Origin of the sequence: Eisenbergiella porci, assembly GCF_009696275.1 — a bacterium.
In the GTDB taxonomy this organism is placed as follows: Bacteria; Bacillota; Clostridia; order Lachnospirales; family Lachnospiraceae; genus Eisenbergiella; species Eisenbergiella porci.
Map to the genome: position 1 here is coordinate 1 of NZ_VUMI01000052.1, position 18,910 is coordinate 18,910.

Consider the following 18,910-nt stretch of genomic DNA (forward strand, 5'->3'; position numbering starts at 1 on the left):
AAGCTCTTTACCTATCGAAAGGGCTTGGGGCATTATGCTCAAAATCCAGTATTGGAATAACGAAAGGACTGACAGTCATTTTGGTATTGACTACTAACATCTGGAAAATGATAAAAATCCAATTGTGTAAAATTTTCAAGGTACTATATGGTAGGTCAGAGAGTTTTTACAAACTCTTTTGACCCCAACATCATAATAATGGAGCACCGCTGCGTGATCACATTTTCCAAGCCCCTCTTCCTGGAGTTTTTTCATCATATCAAGCACCCTGTCCGTCATGGGCAGTTCCATGCCAACGGCCTTGGACGCATTCTGCGCATTCGTCAAATCCTTGATATGAAGCTCGATACGGAAGCCCGGATCAAAATTACGGTCCAGCATCATCGGCGCCTTGGCGTCCATAACCGTACTGCCTGCCAGCCCGCCGCGGATAGCCTTGTAGACATTCTCCGGATTTACGCCGGACTTCGTAGCCAGAACCAGGGCCTCCGACAATGCGGCAATATTTACCGCCACAATAATCTGATTGGCCAGCTTGGTCATATTCCCGCTTCCCACTGGCCCTACAAGAACGATAGAAGAGCCCATCTTCTCCAAAATCGGCTTTACCCTGTCAAATACCTCCTGCTTTCCGCCGCACATAAAGGAAAGCGTGGCATCCACCGCCTTGGGTTCTCCTCCGCTCACCGGTGCATCCAGCATTTCCCCGCCGGCCGCCGCCACCTCTTTTTCCAGCTCTATGGAAACGTTCGGATCAATGGAGCTCATATCCACAAGGATCGTTCCCGGCTTCATGCCTTCCAGGACGCTGTCCTTCCCTTCAATTACAGTTTTTACATGAGGGGAGTTGGGAAGCATGGTGAGGATGATATCGCTTTCTGCCGCCGTTTCCCTGGGCGTATCGTATGCCCTGCCGCCGGAGGCGGCTACATCAGCCACCGCATCCTTGTTGATATCGCATATATTCAGCTCATACCCTGCCTTCAGCAGATTTTTAGCCATGGGTTTTCCCATGATTCCAAGACCGATAAAACCTATTTTCATTTGCAAATTCCCTCCTTGCTCTGCAGCCTTCCGCCGCCTGTCCCGTAAATAGTCCCAATCCGGCTATACTTCCTGTTTTCCCGCTGCCTTTCTGATTTTCCTATATATGCTCTTTGCATCCAGCCCATAATATTCCAGCAGTTCCTCATGGGAGGACGCGGACTGCCCGAATACATCCATGACAGCGACGCTTTCCATGGGAATGCCGCTTCCCCTGAGGGCAAAGCTGACCAGCATATTCAGCCCGCCGCGAATGCTGCATTCTTCGCAGACTACAACGCCCTTTTTCCCGGCCGACAGGGTTCTTACCGCCTCCTCATTGAGCGGCTTTATGGTGGGGATGTGAACCACGCTTACGCTGATCCCCTCTTTCTCTGCCGCTGCGGCCGCTTTCAGCGCTTCATGCGCCATAATTCCATGGGTAAAAACCGTCACATCCGTCCCCTCGCGCAAAACCACAGGCTCGCCAATCCTGTAGGCTGCATCAGCGGGGAAAATATCCTCCAGATCATTTCTGCACAGCCGGATGTAGCAGGGGCCTTCCAGCTGCGCCGCAGCCTCAACCGCCCGGCGCACCTCAAGCCCGTCGCATGGCGTGAATACCGTCATATTGGGAATTGCGCTCATAATTGCCACGTCGTCTATGGACTGGTGCGTCGCACCGTCTCCGAAATCCGACATACCGGAGCTGGATCCTACGATCTTAACATTCAGCTTCGCCGTTGCAATGCTCTGCCTGATCTGATCATACGCCCTTCCTGAGGCGAAAACGGCAAACGTGTTGGTAAACGGCACCTTTCCCGCCAGCGCAAGGCCTCCCGCAAAGCTTGTCATATTCTGCTCCGCAATCCCCATTTCAAAATATCTGTCCGGAAATGCTTCCTCAAACATACAGCTCATGGTGGATTTTCCCAGATCCGCTTCCAGCACCACGATATCCGGATTCTTCTTTCCCAGCTCCACCAGCATGCTACCGTATTCTTTTCTCTGATTATGTACCCCCATTTTACGCCTCCGTTCTGCTGACACAGCCTAAAGCCTGCAGCGCTTCTTCGTACTGCTCCTGCGTAAGCGTTCCATTATGGAAGGCTGCGACCCCTTCTGCAAACGGAATTCCCTTTCCTTTTACGGTATCGGCTATGATGCAGACCGGTTTTTCCCTGATATCATCCGCTTTGTCAAAAGCATCGGCAATCTGTCCCATATCATGGCCGTCAATTACCATAACCTCAAATCCGAAGGAACGCATCTTATCCTCAATACTGCCAATCCGGAACCGATCCATGGTCTTTCCGGTTGCCTGCAGCCCGTTTCTGTCAATAATGACACGCAGATTGTCCAGTTTAAAATTGGAAGCCGCCATAAAAGCCTCCCACAGCTGCCCCTCCGCAAGCTCGCCGTCTCCTACCGCCACATAGACCCTGGAGTCCAGTCCGTCAAGCTTAAGGCCTGCCGCCAGTCCCGCCGCCAGGGATACCCCCTGTCCCAAAGAGCCTGTATTGGCTTCAATGCCCGGAAGCTTTCTCATATCAGGATGTCCCTGCAGACGGCTTCCCAGCTTTTTCAGCGTATGGATATAGGTTTCCTTGTCAAAATAACCGCATTCCATCAAAGCGGCATACTGGACAATCGCCGCATGCCCCTTGCTCAGCAGGAAACGGTCTCTTTCCTTCCAGCCCGGCTCTGCCGGGTTATGCCTCATTTTATAAAAATACAGAACCGTAACAATATCCGCCAGCGAACAGGAGCCTCCCAGATGTCCTGCCTTCCCCACGCCAATCATCGTTACAATGTCTTTCCTGATTTCCCTGGCCTGTATTTCCAGTTCCTGCTTTTTCTCCTGATTAAGCATTGCCGGTCCCCTCCTTATTCCATGTTTTCAAGCATTTCCCGGACTCTTAAGAACCCTGTCTCACCGCTGTTATACACAGGCACCCTGGTATCCTTTAAAAACGGCGCCAGCGCGGACATGGACAGCTGCGCCATGACGATGCAGTCCACCTCCTCCGAAAGCCTGTCAATTGCCTCCACCAGTATCTCGTTGTGCCTGGCAATATTTCCTTTGGAATACTCTTCAAAGGCCTCGCTGCATAAAACCGTTTTCCGCTCTATCTGCATTCCCGCCTCCGCCGCCGCGATATCCAGAAGCCTTTCGGAGGACGGCACCGTTGTGGCAAGCGTCGCCAGCAGGCCGATCCGCTTTCCCGTCCTGACAGCCTTTTCCATCATCGGACGGTCAATCTGCGCAATGGGCGTATTTACAAGCGGCCTGCCAAGCTCCGCCGCATAGTTGAATGTAGAACAGGCCAGAAGAATCAAATCCACGCCTGCTTCCTCCAGATTATGCGCATACTGGGCAAATTTAAAATAGTTAACCTTGGGGATAACGCCTGCCCCTGCCTTAATGTTATCCCGCTGGATCGTATCGTCACACAGATGCATGATTTCCACTTCAGGAATATATTCCCTGATATAAGGCTCCATCGCCTGAATTGTAATATGGGATGCGTGAATAATCCCCAGTGTTTTTCCGCTTAAATCCATGCTCATATTTTACCCCCTTTTTCTTCCGGCCCTTTTGCAAAAGGCCGGAAGCTGAAGCTGTCCCAATTGGCAGCCTGTTATGTGTCCTTATGGCCGGCATTTCCTTATGGCCAGTATTTCCTTATGGCCGGCATTTCCTTGCGGCTGACCTTTTCTTACGGCCGGCATTTCCTGCGGCCAAATGCTTTACTCAATTACCAGATAAGAGACTGCATGCGCCGGCAAACTGAATTCCAGGCTGAGGGTTCCGTTAACCGCAGCCGTTTCATCCTCACACAGCTTCTCCAGGCCGTCTCTTGCCTTAATTGCATCATACTGCTCTCCTTCCGGGAACAGCGGGCTGCCCTGTCTCACCCATTCCGCATACGGGTTGGAATGCTCGGAATCAATGCGGTAATGTCTGATTTTCACCTCTTTTTCACCAATTCCATCCACCATCAGGCTGATTTTCTGATCCTCCACCTTGTCACGGTCGTTGCAGTGGCTGTAAATAACAATCTGGATTTCCCCGTTTTTCCCTCTTACAGCAAAGCCCGCCACATCCGTATCCTCGCCCTCGCCGGTGTACTGGCTGTGATTTTTTACGCCGATTTCAGGCTCCTTCAGGAATTCAAGCTTCTTTGTGCCATCGCTTTCAAAGGAAAGCTTTTCATTTCCCAGAGAGCCGTAAATTTTAAACATATTGAATACAGCTTTATCGATTCCCTGTGTGGTAAAGGTTCTGGTTCCTTCAAAACACCTTTCTCCCGGGAACATGAATGCCCATGCAAGAGGCCTTACCCGGATGCCGTACTGGCTGCTGAGCTGATCAATTTTTTCATAGGTGGAAGCAACGTAGGTTGCATAATACTCCGTATTTCTGAAAATCATGTTGGCATTGTCATAGATGCCGCCCGCTGCCCAGCCGTCCGGGTCCGCCTCTGAAAGCACCACCTCGCAGTCCTGGTAGCCGTACTCCTGAATGATATCCAGCCCCAGCTTCACCTGATGCACCAGGCTTTCTACGGAAGGCACGGCTTTGGGCGCATGCATTTCAAACGGGAAGCCGCCGCCTTTAACATGGAAGGTAATGAAATCCAGCCGTGTTCCCTTTTCCTGCGTACAGAAGTTCGCGCCGTCCCTGCAGTGGTTCAGGAAAAAGCGGAAAAACTTCTGCGCATGGCCGCCCTCAAAAATACCGGTTACCGCAGGGCCTGACAGCCTTAATTCCGGAAGCACCTCATGCACCGCATGCTCCGTATAGTCGTATAACTTGCAGTATTCCGCCGCAGTCCCGCTCCAATAGAAAATATCCGGCTCATTCCAAAGCTCGAAATACCAGCTCTTTACCTCTTCCTCCCCGTATTTTTCCACCAGGTGGGATGCAACCGCCTTAATGAAATCATGCCATTTCCCATAATCCTTCGGAGGGCAGGTCCAGCCTACCTCTTTATACTGTGCATAATTTTCCCAATCCCCTCCTGTCGGCCTTAAATAATTGGTATCCACAAGGTCTTTGGGCATAAAGCCCAGCTCTACAAAGGGCTTGTTTCCTGTCTTAAGAAACGCGTCTATGATATAGTCATAATAAGTAAAATCATAGACCGGTTCCCCATTCCCGTTTTCCCAATAAATGTTGGTGGAGCCGAATTTATAGGTTCCATGGCAGTTGCCCGTGCAGAACATGAAATGTGTCCTGAAATAATAGGGGGCATCCTCCAGCGCGGCAAATTTTTTCAGAAGCTCCACGCCCTCCGGAATATAAGTATAGTTGCATTCGTCATAGCCTATGTAACGCCAGAGATGTTCCTGTACCCCCATCGAAACACCGGCGTCCACCTTTACATTTACCTGTTTGCTCATCCGTTTTTCCTCCGCTTTGTTAATTAATTTTTTCTTTTTAATTCCCCTATTCCGTTCAATGTCAGCTTATCTGCAAAATGACAAGCCACAAAATGACCCGGTCCTGTCTCTTTCAGGGATGTACATTCTTTTTTACAGCACTCCTGCGCATATTTGCATCTGGGATGGAAGCAGCAGCCTGATGGCAGATTCGCCGCATTTCCCACTTCTCCCGGCAGCATAATACGTTCGTTCTTTATGGTGGGATCCGCCACCGGAATCGCTGACAGCAGAGCCTCCGTATAAGGGTGCCTTGGATGATAGAACAATTCCTCCGTCTCTGCCAGCTCTGCAACCCTGCCCAGATACATAACACAGACCCGGTCGGAAATATGCTCCACCACGCTCAGATTATGCGCAATAAACATATAGGTCAGATCATATTCCTCCTTCAGCTCCTGCAGAAGATTCAGTATCTGGGCCTGAATAGAAACATCCAGTGCAGAAACCGCTTCATCTGCAACCACGAATTTCGGTCCGAGAGCCAGCGCTCTGGCAATTCCTATTCTCTGTCTCTGGCCGCCGCTGAAAGCATGGGGATAACGGTTCAGGTGCTTCACCTCAAGCCCCACCTTATCAATAAGTCCGCGGACTCTTTCCGATATCTCCTCCTCCGAATAGCCTCCGGCCAGTCTCATCGGCTCGGCAACAATATCAAAAATTGTCATCCGGGGATTCAGGGAGGTATATGGATTCTGGAAAATCATCTGTATATACCTCCGCATTCCCCGCAGCTCCTTCTTATCCAGGGAAGTGAAGTCGATTTCCCTATCGTCAAAGTTAAACTTAATACTGCCCTCCGTAGGTTCAATTATCCTTAAAATCGTCCTTCCCAGGGTTGTCTTACCGCAGCCGGATTCCCCGACCACGCCCAGAACTTCATTTTTCTGAATACTGAGCGTAACATCGTCCACCGCTTTTACCAGCCCCACCTGCTTTTTGGCAATTCCCGCTTCAATCGGGTAATATTTTTTCAGACCCGTAATTTCCAACAATGTTTTCGGCATCTTATCCTCCATTCATGCAGTCCTATGGCGCTTTCCAGCTGCCACTCAGCCTGCCTTACGCATCTTTCCTTTTATAATGAAAACATCTGACCAGGTGATCCGGTTCCACTTCAATCAGCGGCGGGATGCTTTCCGCACATTCCGGCGTCCTTTCCAGACACCTGGAACAAAATCCGCATTCCTCAGGCGGATCCAACGGTACCGGAACGTTTCCCTCAATTGCATGCAGCCTTTCACTGGATTTATTGCCAAGCACCGGCATTGATTTCAACAGTCCCTTCGTATAAGGGTGAATGGGGTTTTTAAAAATTGCCTTTGCGCTTCCGCTCTCAACTACACGTCCCAGATACATTACCGCTATGGTATCCGCCATTTCCGCTATGACTCCCATATCATGAGTTATGTAGATGATAGACATATTATACTCTTTCTGGAAGTGTTTCATCAAATCAGTTATCTGCGCCTGCACCGTTACATCCAGGGCGGTTGTCGGCTCATCCGCAATCAGGATTTTGGGCTTATTAACCATTGCCAGCGCGATCATCGCCCTCTGGCACTGCCCTCCCGACATCTGGTGCGGATATGCATCGAATTTCTGTTCCGGATTTGGCATTCCTACGGCGCGCAGCATTTCCATGCACAGCTCCTTAGCCGCCTTTTTATCCTTTTTCTCCTGATGGACAATAACCGCTTCCATCATCTGTGCCCCGATGGTATATACGGGAGAAAGGCTTGCCATGGGTTCCTGGAATATCATGGAGATATCCTTTCCCCGCAGTCTCCTCATTGCCTTGCTGTCAGGAGAATAGCCCACCAGATCAACCGGGCCGTTTCCGTCGTCATACAGAATTTTCCCGCCCAGAACCTTTCCCGGGTTTTGCACAGTCCGGAGAATGGAATGGGCCGTTACGCTTTTTCCGCAGCCGGACTCACCGATAATGCCGATTGTTTCATTCCTTTTTAAATGGAAGGTTACATCGTCTACCGCCTTTAACGTCCCCGTATCCAGTTTAAAATAGGTTTTTAAGTCTGTAACCTGTAAAATGTAATCATTCATATTTATTCCCCCTATTTATACGGATCTGCCGCATCTCTGAGACCGTCGCCTACAAAGTTGAACGCCAATACAGAAATAACAACAAAGATACCGGGAATCATCATCCAGGGATACATGGAAACCGTATTTATACTTTGTGCATCCTGTAAAAGCACTCCCAGGCTTACGATAGGAGGGGTCAGTCCAATCCCCAGAAAGCTTAAGGAGGTCTCCGCGAGAATCATACTGGGTATGGCCAACGTTACATTAACAATCAGATAGCTGCTGAAGGAAGGCAGAAGGTGCTTTGTAATAATGTAGCCGTCCGTCGCCCCTGCCACTCTGGCTGCGGTGACAAAATCTTCATTCCGCAGCTCCAGAAGCTTCCCTCTTACCACCCTCGCAAGAGTGGTCCAGCCAATCAGAGAGAGAATAATCGTTATCGCAAAATATATTTTCAGTGACGACCATGTGGTCGGAAACGCCGCCGCAAGAGCCATCCAAAGCGGTATGCTGGGCATCGACATCAAAAACTTAATAATACGCTGAATAATAGTATCGGTCACTCCACCGTAAAAACCGGATATTCCTCCGAACAGACAGCCCAGGACAAAGGTAAAAAACACCCCCACCAGACCTGTGCTCAGGGAAATACGCAGCGCGCTCAGCACGCGCGAATACAAATCACGGCCGGAAGCATCCGTGCCAAAAGGGAAAAAGACATCCGGCTCCGGCGTGCCGAAGAAATGAATATCTCCCGGAATAAAGCCAAGCAGCTTATAAGAATCTCCATGGTAAAAGAAACGAAGCTTATGCTTTACCGTGGTATCCTCCACATAATATTTTTTCCACGTTACAGGATCCTCCTCCTGCTTTAAGCCGTAGACAAAGGGCTGTAGGGAAAAATTCCCCTCCGCATCTGTAAAATGTATCGTTGTAGGCGCCATACTGATGGCTGTCGTGCTTCTTTTTGCAATATCCTGAGTGGCAAAAAACTCACTGAATATACCCACGGTATAAAGGATGATCAATATGATCCCTCCAAGCATCGCCAGTCTATGTTTTTTGAATTTTCTCCACATCAGCTGCCATTGGGTTTCCATATAAATCGCTTCTTCTTTGGAAACAGCAGTATTTTTTTTCTTAAACATGGCCTCCTGTGCTCCTTTCCTGTAGCTTCCTGCTTACTGTGAAAGCTCCGCTTCCACAGTATTGATGGCCTTCGGCCCGGCTGCTTTTTTATCTGGTGCCGCCCGGAAACCGGGCATGAAAGATTACTGTAGACGTATTCTCGGATCTACCACCACCAGCAGGATATCCGAGATAAAAGTACCTACTACCGTAATTGCCGTCAGCATCAGCACACTTGTGCCTGCAAGATACATATCCTGGGAAAGCAGCGCATTGTATAAAAGAGAGCCAACCGTAGGGATATCCAGAACAATGGCCGTTACAGTCGCGCCCGATACGATGGAAGGAAGAATGCTTCCGATTGAGCTTATAATGGGATTAAGCGCCACACGTACCGGATATTTGTAAATCATTTTATTTTCCTTCAGCCCTCTCGCCCTGGCTGCCACCACGTAAGGCCTTTTCAGCTCGTCCAGCAGCGTTGCCCTTAAAATACGGATTACATTCGCCATACTTGCCAGTCCGATGACAATGACAGGAATCGGCAGATGCTTACACAGATCCCAGAGTCTTGCCATGCTCCATGGCGCATTCTGGAATTCCGGTGAGTAAAAGCCGCCCACACTCAGCCCAAAATATCGGTTGCTGTAATACATCAGAATTAATGCCAGGAAAAAGCTGGGTGTAGCCAGTCCGATAAATCCCAGAATAGAAGCCAGATAATCACCAACCGAATACTGGTGCCTGGCCGAATAGATACCGATCGGTATTGCCAGCGCATACGCGAAAACCAATGTAATAACAGAAAGCGCAATAGTCATCGGCATTCGGGAAGCGATAAGCGCCTTTACAGGCTGCTTCCACTGAAATGACTGGCCGAAATCACCCTTAAGCATATTTCCCATCCACAGAAAATATTGCTGCCACATAGGCTTATCCAGGCCATATTGCTGGCGCAGGCTGAGCACCACGGACTCATCCACCTGGCCCATCTGCTGCTGCAGATTAGCGATATAAGATGTCAGATAATCGCCGGGCGGCAATTGAATAACCACAAAAGCAAACACTGACATAATCGCCAGCAAAACGATCATATAGATAAATCTTTTGCATATATATTTCTTCATTTATCTTTGACCCCTCCTTATTCCCCTCCGGGCAGCAAAAGTCCCGGTATATAGATACAAAACGGGAAGGCACGCGATTGTACCTTCCCGCCATTTACTGAAATGTATAAATATCATACACTTTACAGCCGTGATACTTCATGCATAAAATTATGTCACACTATTCACTTAATATTTAAAATACCATGTATCCCCGCGGTACGGTTTCCAGAAGTTATAGTCATTGGCAAAGGTTCCTTCTGTGGGGGTATTTCCCAGGCGGTTGCTGATGATAACCAGACGGGGCGAAACCGATACGCCGATAAACCAGCACTGATCACTGATTCTCTTTAAAATACTTTCTCCCAGCGCAACATATTCAGGATCCGTATTTGACATAGTGCCGAATCTGAGACAGTCATCATAAATTTCCTGGATTTCTGCCGGAGGCTGTTCTCCCTTGGTTCCGTTGCTGTCCCAATAATCCTTATAAGCTCTCATGAACTCCAAATCATCATAGGCATTTCCGGGACGAAGCCTGCTGAAGGCAGCTCCCCTTAAATTGAATTCGCCTACGCTGTCCAGGGTAAACGCCTGCATATCACGATCATTGCCGATTCCTCTTTCCAGATAATAGGAGCGTTCCACCTGTTTTAAAGTAACGTTAATGCCAACTGCATCCCAGTACTCACAGGCCATTTCAGCTACGGGCATAAACTCTTCAATCGTTTCCAGGACAATATTAAATTCCTGTCCATTAGGCATAACTCTCACGGTTTTTGCCGCGTTCCATGCATAGCCGCATTCATCCAGCAGTGCATTGGCCTTATCCACATCATATTCAATAAATGCATTTTCAAATTCTTCCTTCATAAAGGAGGTATCTGCGGAAGCGGTTGCCTGTCTCACAGTCCCTTTTCCATAGTACAGGGTTTCGTTAATTGTATTTCTGTCCAGCGCGTAGCTCATAGCCTGACGGAACTTCACATTTGTAAAAATTTCTCTTAAGTCCGCATTTTTATCCGTAATATTAAAGGTAAATGCACAGTCGGAGCCTCGTGTGTTTTCAAACAGGAATACCTGGTAATCACCGTTGGCCTCATTTTCCTTCAGCATGGTATAATCGGATACGGGAAGGGGATTCTCACCTGCCGCATGGATTTCACCGCTGATAAGCTTCAGGGCGCGTACATCCTTATCCTGTACAATCATAGCCTCCTGCTCATCAATGTAAGGAAGCTGATTGCCTTCCTGATCCACTACATGGTAATAGGGATTGCGTGTAAAAAACTTATTTCCATTATTATCAATCCTGTCAAGGACCCATGGATAAACATCCGGAGCATCACAGTCTGTCTGTGCCTGGGTATTATCAAGATGAGCCTTAAAACAGAGAATCCAGGATTCATATCCTTCTTCCTTGGCCAGCTTATCTGCATCCGGGTTGTAGGTTTTATGCCACTGCTTTAAATATTCCTTCGGTGCAAAAAAGCTTCTGATTATCCCTGTGGAATAACGGGCCATCGTAATTTCAAAGGCCGGATTCGGTTCCTCAAATTTAATATTGAGCGTATACGGATCCACCTGCTCATATATCATGGGCTTGCCGTTACTGCAGTAAGCGGCATCAACGGACGGGTTTACATCCGTATTGGTAAGGACATCGTTATACCAGAACATCCAGTCATCGGTAGTCAGCTCATCACCATTTGACCATTTCATCCCTTCTCTCAGGTGTATTGTAAACTGTGTGGAATCCTCGTTAATTTCATAAGCCTGAATCAGATTGGGTTTAAAGGTCTTCAAATCCTTTTCTATTGTCAAAAGTGACTGGAACCTCAACCCTTCCGTATCCACCTGTCCGGAGCTGGGACCGAAGGCCGCTCCCACATAAGTCCCGCCATAAACGCCAATGTCATCCACTTCCACCACCGCAGGTTCTTTGGGAAGGCGTTCTTCAATCGGGGGAAGTTCTCCTTTTTCCACCTGCTCATGTACCAGGGGGGATTCCTTATACTGGCCGTCTCCCACACCGCCTCTGACAAGATTGTCTGTCTCCGGCGCCTGCGTGCCTGCAGTCTGTGTGCTTTCTGTGGCCTGCCCCTCAGAAGGAGGAGTTGCTGTGGTTGTCTGGCTGCCGCATCCGGCAACCCCCATTGCCAGACAAACCGTCATAAACAGCGCCATCATTTTTCTTTGTTTCATGCTGATACCTCTCTTTCATACCTTTTTTATCGCGAAGCCGTAGCTTTTGCATCAATAACAGCCCGATCGGAACGGATCCTCCCGTTTTTTCAATGTATCCCTGGTTATCAATATGGGCTGCAATATAATCCTCTTGTGGAACTTCCGTTCCTCCGCCGCATTATTTTCCATATCTCCCCCCTTGCCGCTTTCTACCGCATCCATCAGGGAAAAGCATTCTGCAATCATCATATTGGCATCCAGGGAATAGGTGGTCAGCGCCGGGGCAAACTGGCTTGCCAGAGGTATATTATCCACACTCAGCACCGAAACCTGATCCGGAACCTCAATCCCCTTTGTCCTCAATGCCTGAATCAGCCCAATAGCCATCCAGTCGTTTGCAGCAAACACAGCCGTAAATTTCCGGATCATAACCAGGTTCGCCACCTGATCTGCAAGAGAATAACCTCCTCTGAAGTTCATCTTGCTTTCCAGGATTACATTCTCAATCCCATTTTTCCTTGAGCCCCTGATAAAGCCGTTCTTGCGGTAAAGAGCGGATGCATAAGTATCAGGCCCGGTGATATGTATTACCTTTCTATGTCCGTAGCCGGCCAGAACCTTAGCCGCATTGATGCCAATTTTAAAATGATCGAAATATATCTGTGCAAAATCATCATGGTTTGGATAATTTTCAAAAGAGATTATTCGGGGATATATATCTTTAATCTTCTGCAGGTTATCTTCCTCAAATTTACCTATCATCAGTACCGGCGAAATCATATCGCCGTTTTCCAGCGTTTCCAGTGTCAGCGGAATCATATTCACGCTGTTTTTCGCAGAGTAGCTTGTCAGCTCCATGAGCATTCTGTTGTAAAAGGGATCGTTGAGCTTAATGCTGGGAGAGCAGATAAGGTTTACATATTTGTTTTTTACAATCGGTGCGACATAGGTCCCTTTCCCTTCGTACTTGATAAGAAGTCCCTCGGATACAAGCTGATTAATCACTTCCCGGATACGCTGCCTTCCAACCATAAGCCTTTGCTCCAGTTTTCTTTCTGATTCCAGCTTAATCAGTCTGTCGGACTGCAGCTGCTTTACTTCTCTGCGCAGGATATCTGCAATTTCTTTGTTCTCCTGATTCATAGCCTTCTCCCGAACCCCATTTCCTTATCTTTAGTTGCAGTTTTTAGTAATATTGCACAACAATTTTTATTTTCATTTTTTAGTAATTTTATACAAATTATGCATTTGGTTTAACCCAAACAACGTTTGTATATTATATTAATTGCATAATTTTTACCCATGCATTCGTTTTATCGTTTTATTTATTTTAATAATACAAACCATTTATTCATCATTTTTACTAATAATATATCATGATATTTTTATTGTCAATAGATTTATTGTATTTCCCCTGTTTTTGCTGTCATTTTGGTTATTATATACTTAATTACCATTCGTTTTTTGTGCATATCAACAACAAATATTTTATATTTTTCCTTATGATGTTGTTTATTTAATATACCATTCTGTATTTATGTCTGTTTTCTTCCAATGGCAGAATCTCACTACAGATGAAGCTGTTCCCCCCCTCCCTCCAGGTAAATACGGCATCTATGCTTCACCTTTGTTCAAATAACCGCAAAAAAGAAGCCGCACCCCCGGTGATCCATCGATCACCGGGGAGCGCGGCCCCCTTTTCTATCTCACTTGCTTAACTCTTAATATTCCGGTTCAATCAATCCGTAGGTATTACCTTTTCTCTTATACACTACGTTCACCTGCTCTGTTTCCGCATTGAAGAAAACAAAGAAATTATGTCCCAGAAGTTCCATCTGGATACATGCGTCTTCGGGATACATCGGCTTAATGTCGAATTTCTTGGTTCTGACAATCTGGATCTCCTCTTCTTCCGGATAATCCTTATCAATAAAAGCCTGCTGGAAATTGCCGCCTGACTGATGCTTGTCCGTAATTTTATTCTTATATTTCTTAAGCTGTCTCTCAATTACCTCTTCAACCAGGTCGATGGATACATACATATCATTGCTTGTCTGCTCCGACCTGATAATACTGCCTTTTACCGGGATTGTCACCTCAATCTTCTGTCTGTCTTTCTCAACGCTCAGCGTTACATGTACTTCCGTGTCCTGGGTGAAGTACTTTTCCAGCTTGCCAATCTTCGATTCCACTGCGCTGCGAAGCCCCTGTGTTATTTCGATGTTCTTTCCGCTGATAATGAATTTCATGCCGATCATCCCTTCTGTTTCATATTAGGAACAAAGACCATATTGCCTGTCCACATCCTGCGGCATATCTTTTTGTCCTTATTTGGATTATAACATATCCCCACACCGGCATGCAATGTTTTCAGAATTTTAACTGAAAATTTATAATTGTTTCTGTCAATGTGAAATGACATAACTTTGTAATTATTTTGTAAAATTCGTGGAACTTGCCAAAACACCCGTTCCATTTTACGTTCTTACGAACAGCACTGAAATATTTTCTCAACCCGTGGATAATGTGTATAAGTTCGTGTATAACTCCATAATCCCCAAAAATACCGCTTTTTCTGTGTGGATAACTTTGTGGTTAAAAAACTCTTATTTCTATATACTTCGACAAATTTTGTGCAGAATCTACAATCCGGGTAAATTCAGTGCCTTTTCAGATAATTTTGAAAGTGTCAGACAATAATATATTTTTATCTGATTTTTGAAAAAAATCTGTCTCCTGCCATCCCTCTGCAGGCGGCGTGCCAGACTGCTTTTCATGTCCTGTGATGTATCAGTTTTTTGCTTTCCCAGGACTTGCCCTTAAAGTAAATCAGACCTGTGACAGCCGGCAGAATCGGTGAAACCGCCTGCCCTATTGTCCAGCAGTGCATTCCTTCAAACGTATTTATTTTAGGCCCTACACCGCATGCTGCAGCAACGGATACACCAAAGTAATTCAGCATTGCAGCCAAATGTTCCAAACGGTTACTGTCTGCCCTCGCAGTTCCTCCGCACCTTTATATTTGGCAATTAAAACCGTTCCGCCCATTGTAACGCCGATGCAGACGAAGTTAATGACAAAACTCATCATGGAAGTATTACTGATTGCCACAAGCCCCGTTTCACCTGCTATATTCCCCACAACAAGCATATCCATATCCACAATACTGTAAAAGGGCTGGAGCAGGCTGGCTAACAGGAGGGGAAGCGCAAACCTGATGAGCTTCTTTGGTACGCTTCCAAAGCATTTTTTCCTGACAGGCAAACATCATCACCCACTCTTTCTGCATAATAAAAAGGATATGCTCCTAAGAACATATCCTCTGTTACTTTTCATTATTATTTATTTCTCAGGGAAGAACTCTTCTTACTGCCACAGGAGTTCTGTAATCAGCCTCAGAAATCTTGATTCCAGTACTTGCCGTGCTGGCATGTACGATCTGTCCGTCGCCGATGTAAATTCCCACATGGCCGGTATAGCATACGATATCTCCGGGCTGTGCATTTTCCAGTCCGCCTACATCCGTGCCTACATTTCTGTCTGCAGATGAGGAATGAGGAAGGGAAACACCGAAGTTCTTATATACGCTCATTACAAAACCGGAGCAGTCCGCACCGTTTGTAAGGCTTGTCCCGCCATATACATAAGGGTTGCCGACAAACTGCACTGCGAAATCCGCAACTGATTCACCGTGTGATGAAACGGCTGCTGCCGCGGATTTTGTCTCTGCTGCCGGAGCGGCTTCTGCGGAAGCTTCAGAAGAAGTTTCTGTTGCTGCAGACTCCGTTGCTGTTTCCGAAGGTGCCTGGGAAGCAGTTTCCGTTGTTGTCTCCGTGCTTGTCCTTGTTGTAGTTTCTGTTGTTGTCTCACTGCTTGTTTCGGTCGTGGTCTCAGTGGTTTTTTCCGTCGTAGTCTCTGTAGTTGTTTCAGAAGAAGATTCCGTTGTTGTCTCAGAGGAAGCTTCTGATGAAGATTCGGTCTGAGCAGAGGATTCGGTTTTCTTCTTTGACTCTTCTTCGGAAGAGGTTTCGGTCTGGGATTCATATTCCCTGCTTTCTTCCTTTTCCGGTTCGGATTCTTTTTCCTGGCTATTATTATCTGCCTGTGAGGATTGCTCCTGTTCAGGTGTCTGGGTTGTCTCTGATTTGGCAGTCTGTGTTTCCTTCAGGTCTACAGGTTCAACAATTGTCTTCGACTGTGCAAGAGTTTCTCCCTGCACGGTAGCCTGTCCGCTCAGAACCGCATCCTCGCCGATTGTCAGAACCACGTCTGACACAGATGCTTCGGCTTCAGGAGCTTCCACCACATCCAGTACGCTTGCCACGCCAATACCATTGGTAATCGCCGCCTCTGTCTGCTGTTCCCGGATATGGGAATCAACCTGTGCGTCAATGTATGATTCTCCTGCTCCTGTCATTCCGGTTTCGATATCCACAGATGTTACCTCTGAGGATTCCTGTGCGGTCTGGACAGTCTGTGCAGCCTTTTCGCTCTGGTCTGCTTCTTCCTGTACACTTGTGAGGGAACTGCCTTCATCCAGCGTCAGGCCGATGCCTGCTGCCGGAAGTTCATAAGATACACCGGTTGCACTTGCCTGCATAGCAGCTGTACCAAATATTACTGCGGAAGCAGTGATTGCACATGTTACAGCTTTCACGCGTGTATATTTCATGAGTTCCTCCAAAAAAATCATTTGAACTGTTACATTTGTTACGAAATTATTACATCTGTTGTTAACTATACCACCGCCGCCATTTTTTGTCAACCTTTACACAAAAATCGATTCTAAAGAGAAAAAGCCTGCGAAACCACATAAAATCAAGGAAAGGAAGGCACTCGGCCTTCCTTTCCAAATTGTGAACATTTTTTGAATTTTACAGATTTTATATTACATACTGGCAATAATTAACAATAAAAGTTGTTACGTAATATTTAATATTTACATCGGATGAACATCCGATGCTTCTTGAATAGAAGAGCCATTCAAGAAGATACGCCGTACTGAACAATTACAGTAACTGTTCAGCAGGTCAGCGCATTTATCTGCGCAGGCCAGCGCTTTGCGCTGACCGTAAGAAAGTGATTCAGGAGTGCTAAAATCCATCGCCAAAGGCGATTTAGGATGGATTTTAGCAGTAACTGTGAGGGGTACTGAACAGTTACCAATTACAATATTTATATTGCAACAATTCTGCAGGAAATATTACTGCAGGAAATATTCCTGTACGCCCTCCACCGCATTGGCCCCGTCCGCCACGGCGGTTACAATCTGGCGCAGCTTCTTAGTACGGATATCGCCTGCGGCAAATACGCCGGGCATACTGGTTGCGCAGTCCTCGCCCGCGATAAGGTAGCCTTTTTCATCTGATGCAATGTTGGAGATAAAGCTTTCGGAATTGGGTTTAATGCCAACTGCGATAAAAACGCCCTGAAGAGGAAGTTCCCGCCGCTCTCCGCTCGGTTTATGCAGCATGGTAAGAGAGCTTACCTGGCCGTCGCCGTTGATGCTTTCCACTACACTGTCCCAGCAAACCTCCACATTGGGCAGCGCCAGCATGGTATTCTGCAGCGACTGTGCCGCCCTGAGACTGTCCCTGCGGTGAATCAGATATACCTTTTCACAGGCTCTGGCCAGGAAAATGGCATCCTCAACCGCCACGTCTCCGCCGCCTATCACCGCTACCGTCTTACCCCGGAAAAAAGCGCCGTCACAGGTGGCGCAGTAGGAAACGCCCATTCCGCTCAGTTCCTCTTCTCCGGGCACGCCCAGATGGCTGTGGGAAGCGCCGGAGGCTATGATAACCGCCCTGGCCTCATAATCCCCTTCCGCTGTTTTCACCAGCTTGCAATCCTCGGAATCCTCCACGCCAAGCACATCCGCTTCCATGAATTCCGCCTGCATTTTTTCCGCATGCTCCCTGAACTTCATCCCCATGTCAAAACCGTTGATTCCGGGCAGCCCCAGATAATTGTCCACCTCATAGGTGTTGAGCACCTGACCTCCGCTCATGGGATTTTTCTCTATTACCAACGTGGAAAATCCGGCTCTTCTTCCGTATACCGCAGCACTCAGCCCCGCAGGACCGGAACCGATAATTATCAAATCATGCATAATCACTACCCCTTTACCATTCTTTATTGTAAGCTTATCCAGCCGTTGTTTCCATTATACCGGTTTCGGCCGCAGCTTTCAACCTTCCTCAGGATATGTTACAATAGGAAGACACCAAGTTCATAAAAGGAGAACCCCATGAGAAAGAAAGCATTAATTACCGGAGCCTCCCGCGGGATCGGGGAAGCTATAGCCAAAGAGCTGGCCAGGCAGGGCTTTGATCTTACGCTGACCTGCCTGAATTCACTGGATCAGTTGAAGGAGCTTGCCGGAGGCCTGGAAAAAAAATACGGCGTTTCCTGTCACATTTTCCAGGGCGATATGGGCGATCCGGAGGCTGTGGATCGGTTATTTGACGGAATGAACCGCCTGGATGTACTGATTAATAATGCGGGCATCTCTCACATCGGACTTCTTTCCGATATGTCCGTTTCCCAATGGAGACGTGTTATGTCAACCAATCTTGACAGCTGTTTTTATACCTGCCGAAGGGCAATTCCGCTGATGGTGCACGCCAAGCAGGGACGAATCATCAATATTTCATCGGTATGGGGGCAGGCGGGCGCTTCCATGGAAGCTGCCTATTCCGCTTCAAAGGGTGGGGTCAACAGTCTTACAAAGGCGCTGGCAAAAGAACTTGCTCCCAGCAATATTCAGGTCAATGCCATTGCCTGCGGGGTAATCGATACCGATATGAACCGCTGCTTTTCCCCTGAAGAAATGGCCTCTCTCATCGAAGAAATTCCGGCAGACAGAATCGGAAGGCCGGAGGAGGTGGCCGCCCTGGCGGGCCAGCTTATAACGGCGCCCGCTTATATGACCGGGCAAATCATCACCATTGACGGGGGATGGATCTGAAAGA

At 47.5% G+C, this 18,910-nt stretch carries 15 protein-coding genes and 1 pseudogene; 1 reads left to right on the plus strand and 15 read right to left on the minus strand.

What is annotated here, in order from left to right; all coding sequences use genetic code 11:
• Window positions 1-135 precede the first annotated feature (135 nt).
• The 15 genes and pseudogenes from garR to FYJ45_RS22890 all read right to left on the minus strand — a co-directional run bounded on the left by garR (window position 136) and on the right by FYJ45_RS22890 (window position 18,048).
• Window positions 136-1,044 carry a 2-hydroxy-3-oxopropionate reductase gene (gene garR, locus FYJ45_RS22820; protein ID WP_154467371.1) on the minus strand — a complete coding sequence of 303 codons (909 nt, stop codon included), beginning with the start codon at window positions 1,042-1,044 and terminating at the stop codon, window positions 136-138.
• A 63-nt stretch (window positions 1,045-1,107) separates the two neighbouring features.
• A complete protein-coding gene (locus FYJ45_RS22825) occupies window positions 1,108-2,049 on the minus strand; it encodes a transketolase family protein (RefSeq protein WP_154467372.1) in 942 nt (313 codons plus the stop codon).
• 1 nt (window position 2,050) lies between these two features.
• Window positions 2,051-2,896, minus strand: coding sequence for a transketolase (locus FYJ45_RS22830; protein WP_154467373.1), 846 nt, complete (start codon window positions 2,894-2,896; stop codon window positions 2,051-2,053).
• A gap of 14 nt (window positions 2,897-2,910) precedes the next feature.
• A complete protein-coding gene (locus FYJ45_RS22835) occupies window positions 2,911-3,594 on the minus strand; it encodes an aspartate/glutamate racemase family protein (protein ID WP_021640386.1) in 684 nt (227 codons plus the stop codon).
• Window positions 3,595-3,774: 180 nt separating this feature from the next.
• Window positions 3,775-5,430: a GH39 family glycosyl hydrolase gene (locus FYJ45_RS22840; protein WP_154467374.1), complete on the minus strand. Its 1,656-nt coding sequence runs from the start codon at window positions 5,428-5,430 to the stop codon at window positions 3,775-3,777.
• Between the two features lie 23 nt (window positions 5,431-5,453).
• Window positions 5,454-6,476, minus strand: a complete 1,023-nt coding sequence (locus tag FYJ45_RS22845; RefSeq protein ID WP_154467375.1) for an ABC transporter ATP-binding protein — start codon at window positions 6,474-6,476, stop codon at window positions 5,454-5,456.
• 55 nt (window positions 6,477-6,531) lie between these two features.
• Window positions 6,532-7,533, minus strand: coding sequence for an ABC transporter ATP-binding protein (locus FYJ45_RS22850; protein WP_102289987.1), 1,002 nt, complete (start codon window positions 7,531-7,533; stop codon window positions 6,532-6,534).
• 11 nt (window positions 7,534-7,544) lie between these two features.
• On the minus strand, window positions 7,545-8,663 hold the full coding sequence (locus tag FYJ45_RS22855) for an ABC transporter permease (RefSeq protein WP_154467376.1): 1,119 nt from the start codon (window positions 8,661-8,663) through the stop codon (window positions 7,545-7,547).
• Window positions 8,664-8,786: 123 nt separating this feature from the next.
• Window positions 8,787-9,770 (minus strand): ABC transporter permease, encoded by a 984-nt coding sequence (locus FYJ45_RS22860; protein ID WP_102289989.1) that lies wholly within the window; start codon window positions 9,768-9,770, stop codon window positions 8,787-8,789.
• Window positions 9,771-9,938: 168 nt separating this feature from the next.
• Window positions 9,939-11,954 (minus strand): ABC transporter substrate-binding protein, encoded by a 2,016-nt coding sequence (locus FYJ45_RS22865; protein ID WP_154467377.1) that lies wholly within the window; start codon window positions 11,952-11,954, stop codon window positions 9,939-9,941.
• Window positions 11,955-12,005: 51 nt separating this feature from the next.
• Complete coding sequence (locus FYJ45_RS22870) at window positions 12,006-13,079, minus strand: substrate-binding domain-containing protein (protein WP_154467378.1); 1,074 nt, start codon at window positions 13,077-13,079, stop codon at window positions 12,006-12,008.
• 578 nt (window positions 13,080-13,657) lie between these two features.
• On the minus strand, window positions 13,658-14,185 hold the full coding sequence (gene hpf, locus FYJ45_RS22875; protein WP_025490300.1) for a ribosome hibernation-promoting factor, HPF/YfiA family: 528 nt from the start codon (window positions 14,183-14,185) through the stop codon (window positions 13,658-13,660).
• A 718-nt stretch (window positions 14,186-14,903) separates the two neighbouring features.
• Window positions 14,904-15,200 (minus strand): annotated as a pseudogene (locus tag FYJ45_RS22880) (MATE family efflux transporter); the annotation flags it as partial.
• Window positions 15,201-15,285: 85 nt separating this feature from the next.
• Window positions 15,286-16,608 carry a C40 family peptidase gene (locus tag FYJ45_RS22885; protein ID WP_235930970.1) on the minus strand — a complete coding sequence of 441 codons (1,323 nt, stop codon included), beginning with the start codon at window positions 16,606-16,608 and terminating at the stop codon, window positions 15,286-15,288.
• A 531-nt stretch (window positions 16,609-17,139) separates the two neighbouring features.
• Window positions 17,140-18,048: an NAD(P)/FAD-dependent oxidoreductase gene (locus tag FYJ45_RS22890; RefSeq protein ID WP_154467380.1), complete on the minus strand. Its 909-nt coding sequence runs from the start codon at window positions 18,046-18,048 to the stop codon at window positions 17,140-17,142.
• Window positions 18,049-18,186: 138 nt separating this feature from the next.
• Between FYJ45_RS22890 and ymfI the strand changes: the two genes are divergently transcribed.
• Window positions 18,187-18,906, plus strand: a complete 720-nt coding sequence (ymfI, locus tag FYJ45_RS22895; protein WP_154467381.1) for an elongation factor P 5-aminopentanone reductase — start codon at window positions 18,187-18,189, stop codon at window positions 18,904-18,906.
• Window positions 18,907-18,910 lie beyond the last annotated feature (4 nt).

What these genes read in the sequence shown, in the direction of transcription:
- ymfI (WP_154467381.1), top strand. Translation starts at nt 18,187, where the DNA reads ATGAGAAAGAAAGCATTAATTACCGGAGCCTCCCGCGGGATCGGGGAA.
- FYJ45_RS22830 (WP_154467373.1), bottom strand. Translation starts at nt 2,896, where the DNA reads ATGCTTAATCAGGAGAAAAAGCAGGAACTGGAAATACAGGCCAGGGAA.
- FYJ45_RS22865 (WP_154467377.1), bottom strand. Translation starts at nt 11,954, where the DNA reads ATGAAACAAAGAAAAATGATGGCGCTGTTTATGACGGTTTGTCTGGCA.
- FYJ45_RS22890 (WP_154467380.1), bottom strand. Translation starts at nt 18,048, where the DNA reads ATGCATGATTTGATAATTATCGGTTCCGGTCCTGCGGGGCTGAGTGCT.
- FYJ45_RS22860 (WP_102289989.1), bottom strand. Translation starts at nt 9,770, where the DNA reads ATGAAGAAATATATATGCAAAAGATTTATCTATATGATCGTTTTGCTG.
- garR (WP_154467371.1), bottom strand. Translation starts at nt 1,044, where the DNA reads ATGAAAATAGGTTTTATCGGTCTTGGAATCATGGGAAAACCCATGGCT.
- FYJ45_RS22835 (WP_021640386.1), bottom strand. Translation starts at nt 3,594, where the DNA reads ATGAGCATGGATTTAAGCGGAAAAACACTGGGGATTATTCACGCATCC.
- FYJ45_RS22850 (WP_102289987.1), bottom strand. Translation starts at nt 7,533, where the DNA reads ATGAATGATTACATTTTACAGGTTACAGACTTAAAAACCTATTTTAAA.
- FYJ45_RS22855 (WP_154467376.1), bottom strand. Translation starts at nt 8,663, where the DNA reads ATGTTTAAGAAAAAAAATACTGCTGTTTCCAAAGAAGAAGCGATTTAT.
- FYJ45_RS22870 (WP_154467378.1), bottom strand. Translation starts at nt 13,079, where the DNA reads ATGAATCAGGAGAACAAAGAAATTGCAGATATCCTGCGCAGAGAAGTA.
- FYJ45_RS22845 (WP_154467375.1), bottom strand. Translation starts at nt 6,476, where the DNA reads ATGCCGAAAACATTGTTGGAAATTACGGGTCTGAAAAAATATTACCCG.
- hpf (WP_025490300.1), bottom strand. Translation starts at nt 14,185, where the DNA reads ATGAAATTCATTATCAGCGGAAAGAACATCGAAATAACACAGGGGCTT.
- FYJ45_RS22825 (WP_154467372.1), bottom strand. Translation starts at nt 2,049, where the DNA reads ATGGGGGTACATAATCAGAGAAAAGAATACGGTAGCATGCTGGTGGAG.
- FYJ45_RS22885 (WP_235930970.1), bottom strand. Translation starts at nt 16,608, where the DNA reads ATGAAATATACACGCGTGAAAGCTGTAACATGTGCAATCACTGCTTCC.
- FYJ45_RS22840 (WP_154467374.1), bottom strand. Translation starts at nt 5,430, where the DNA reads ATGAGCAAACAGGTAAATGTAAAGGTGGACGCCGGTGTTTCGATGGGG.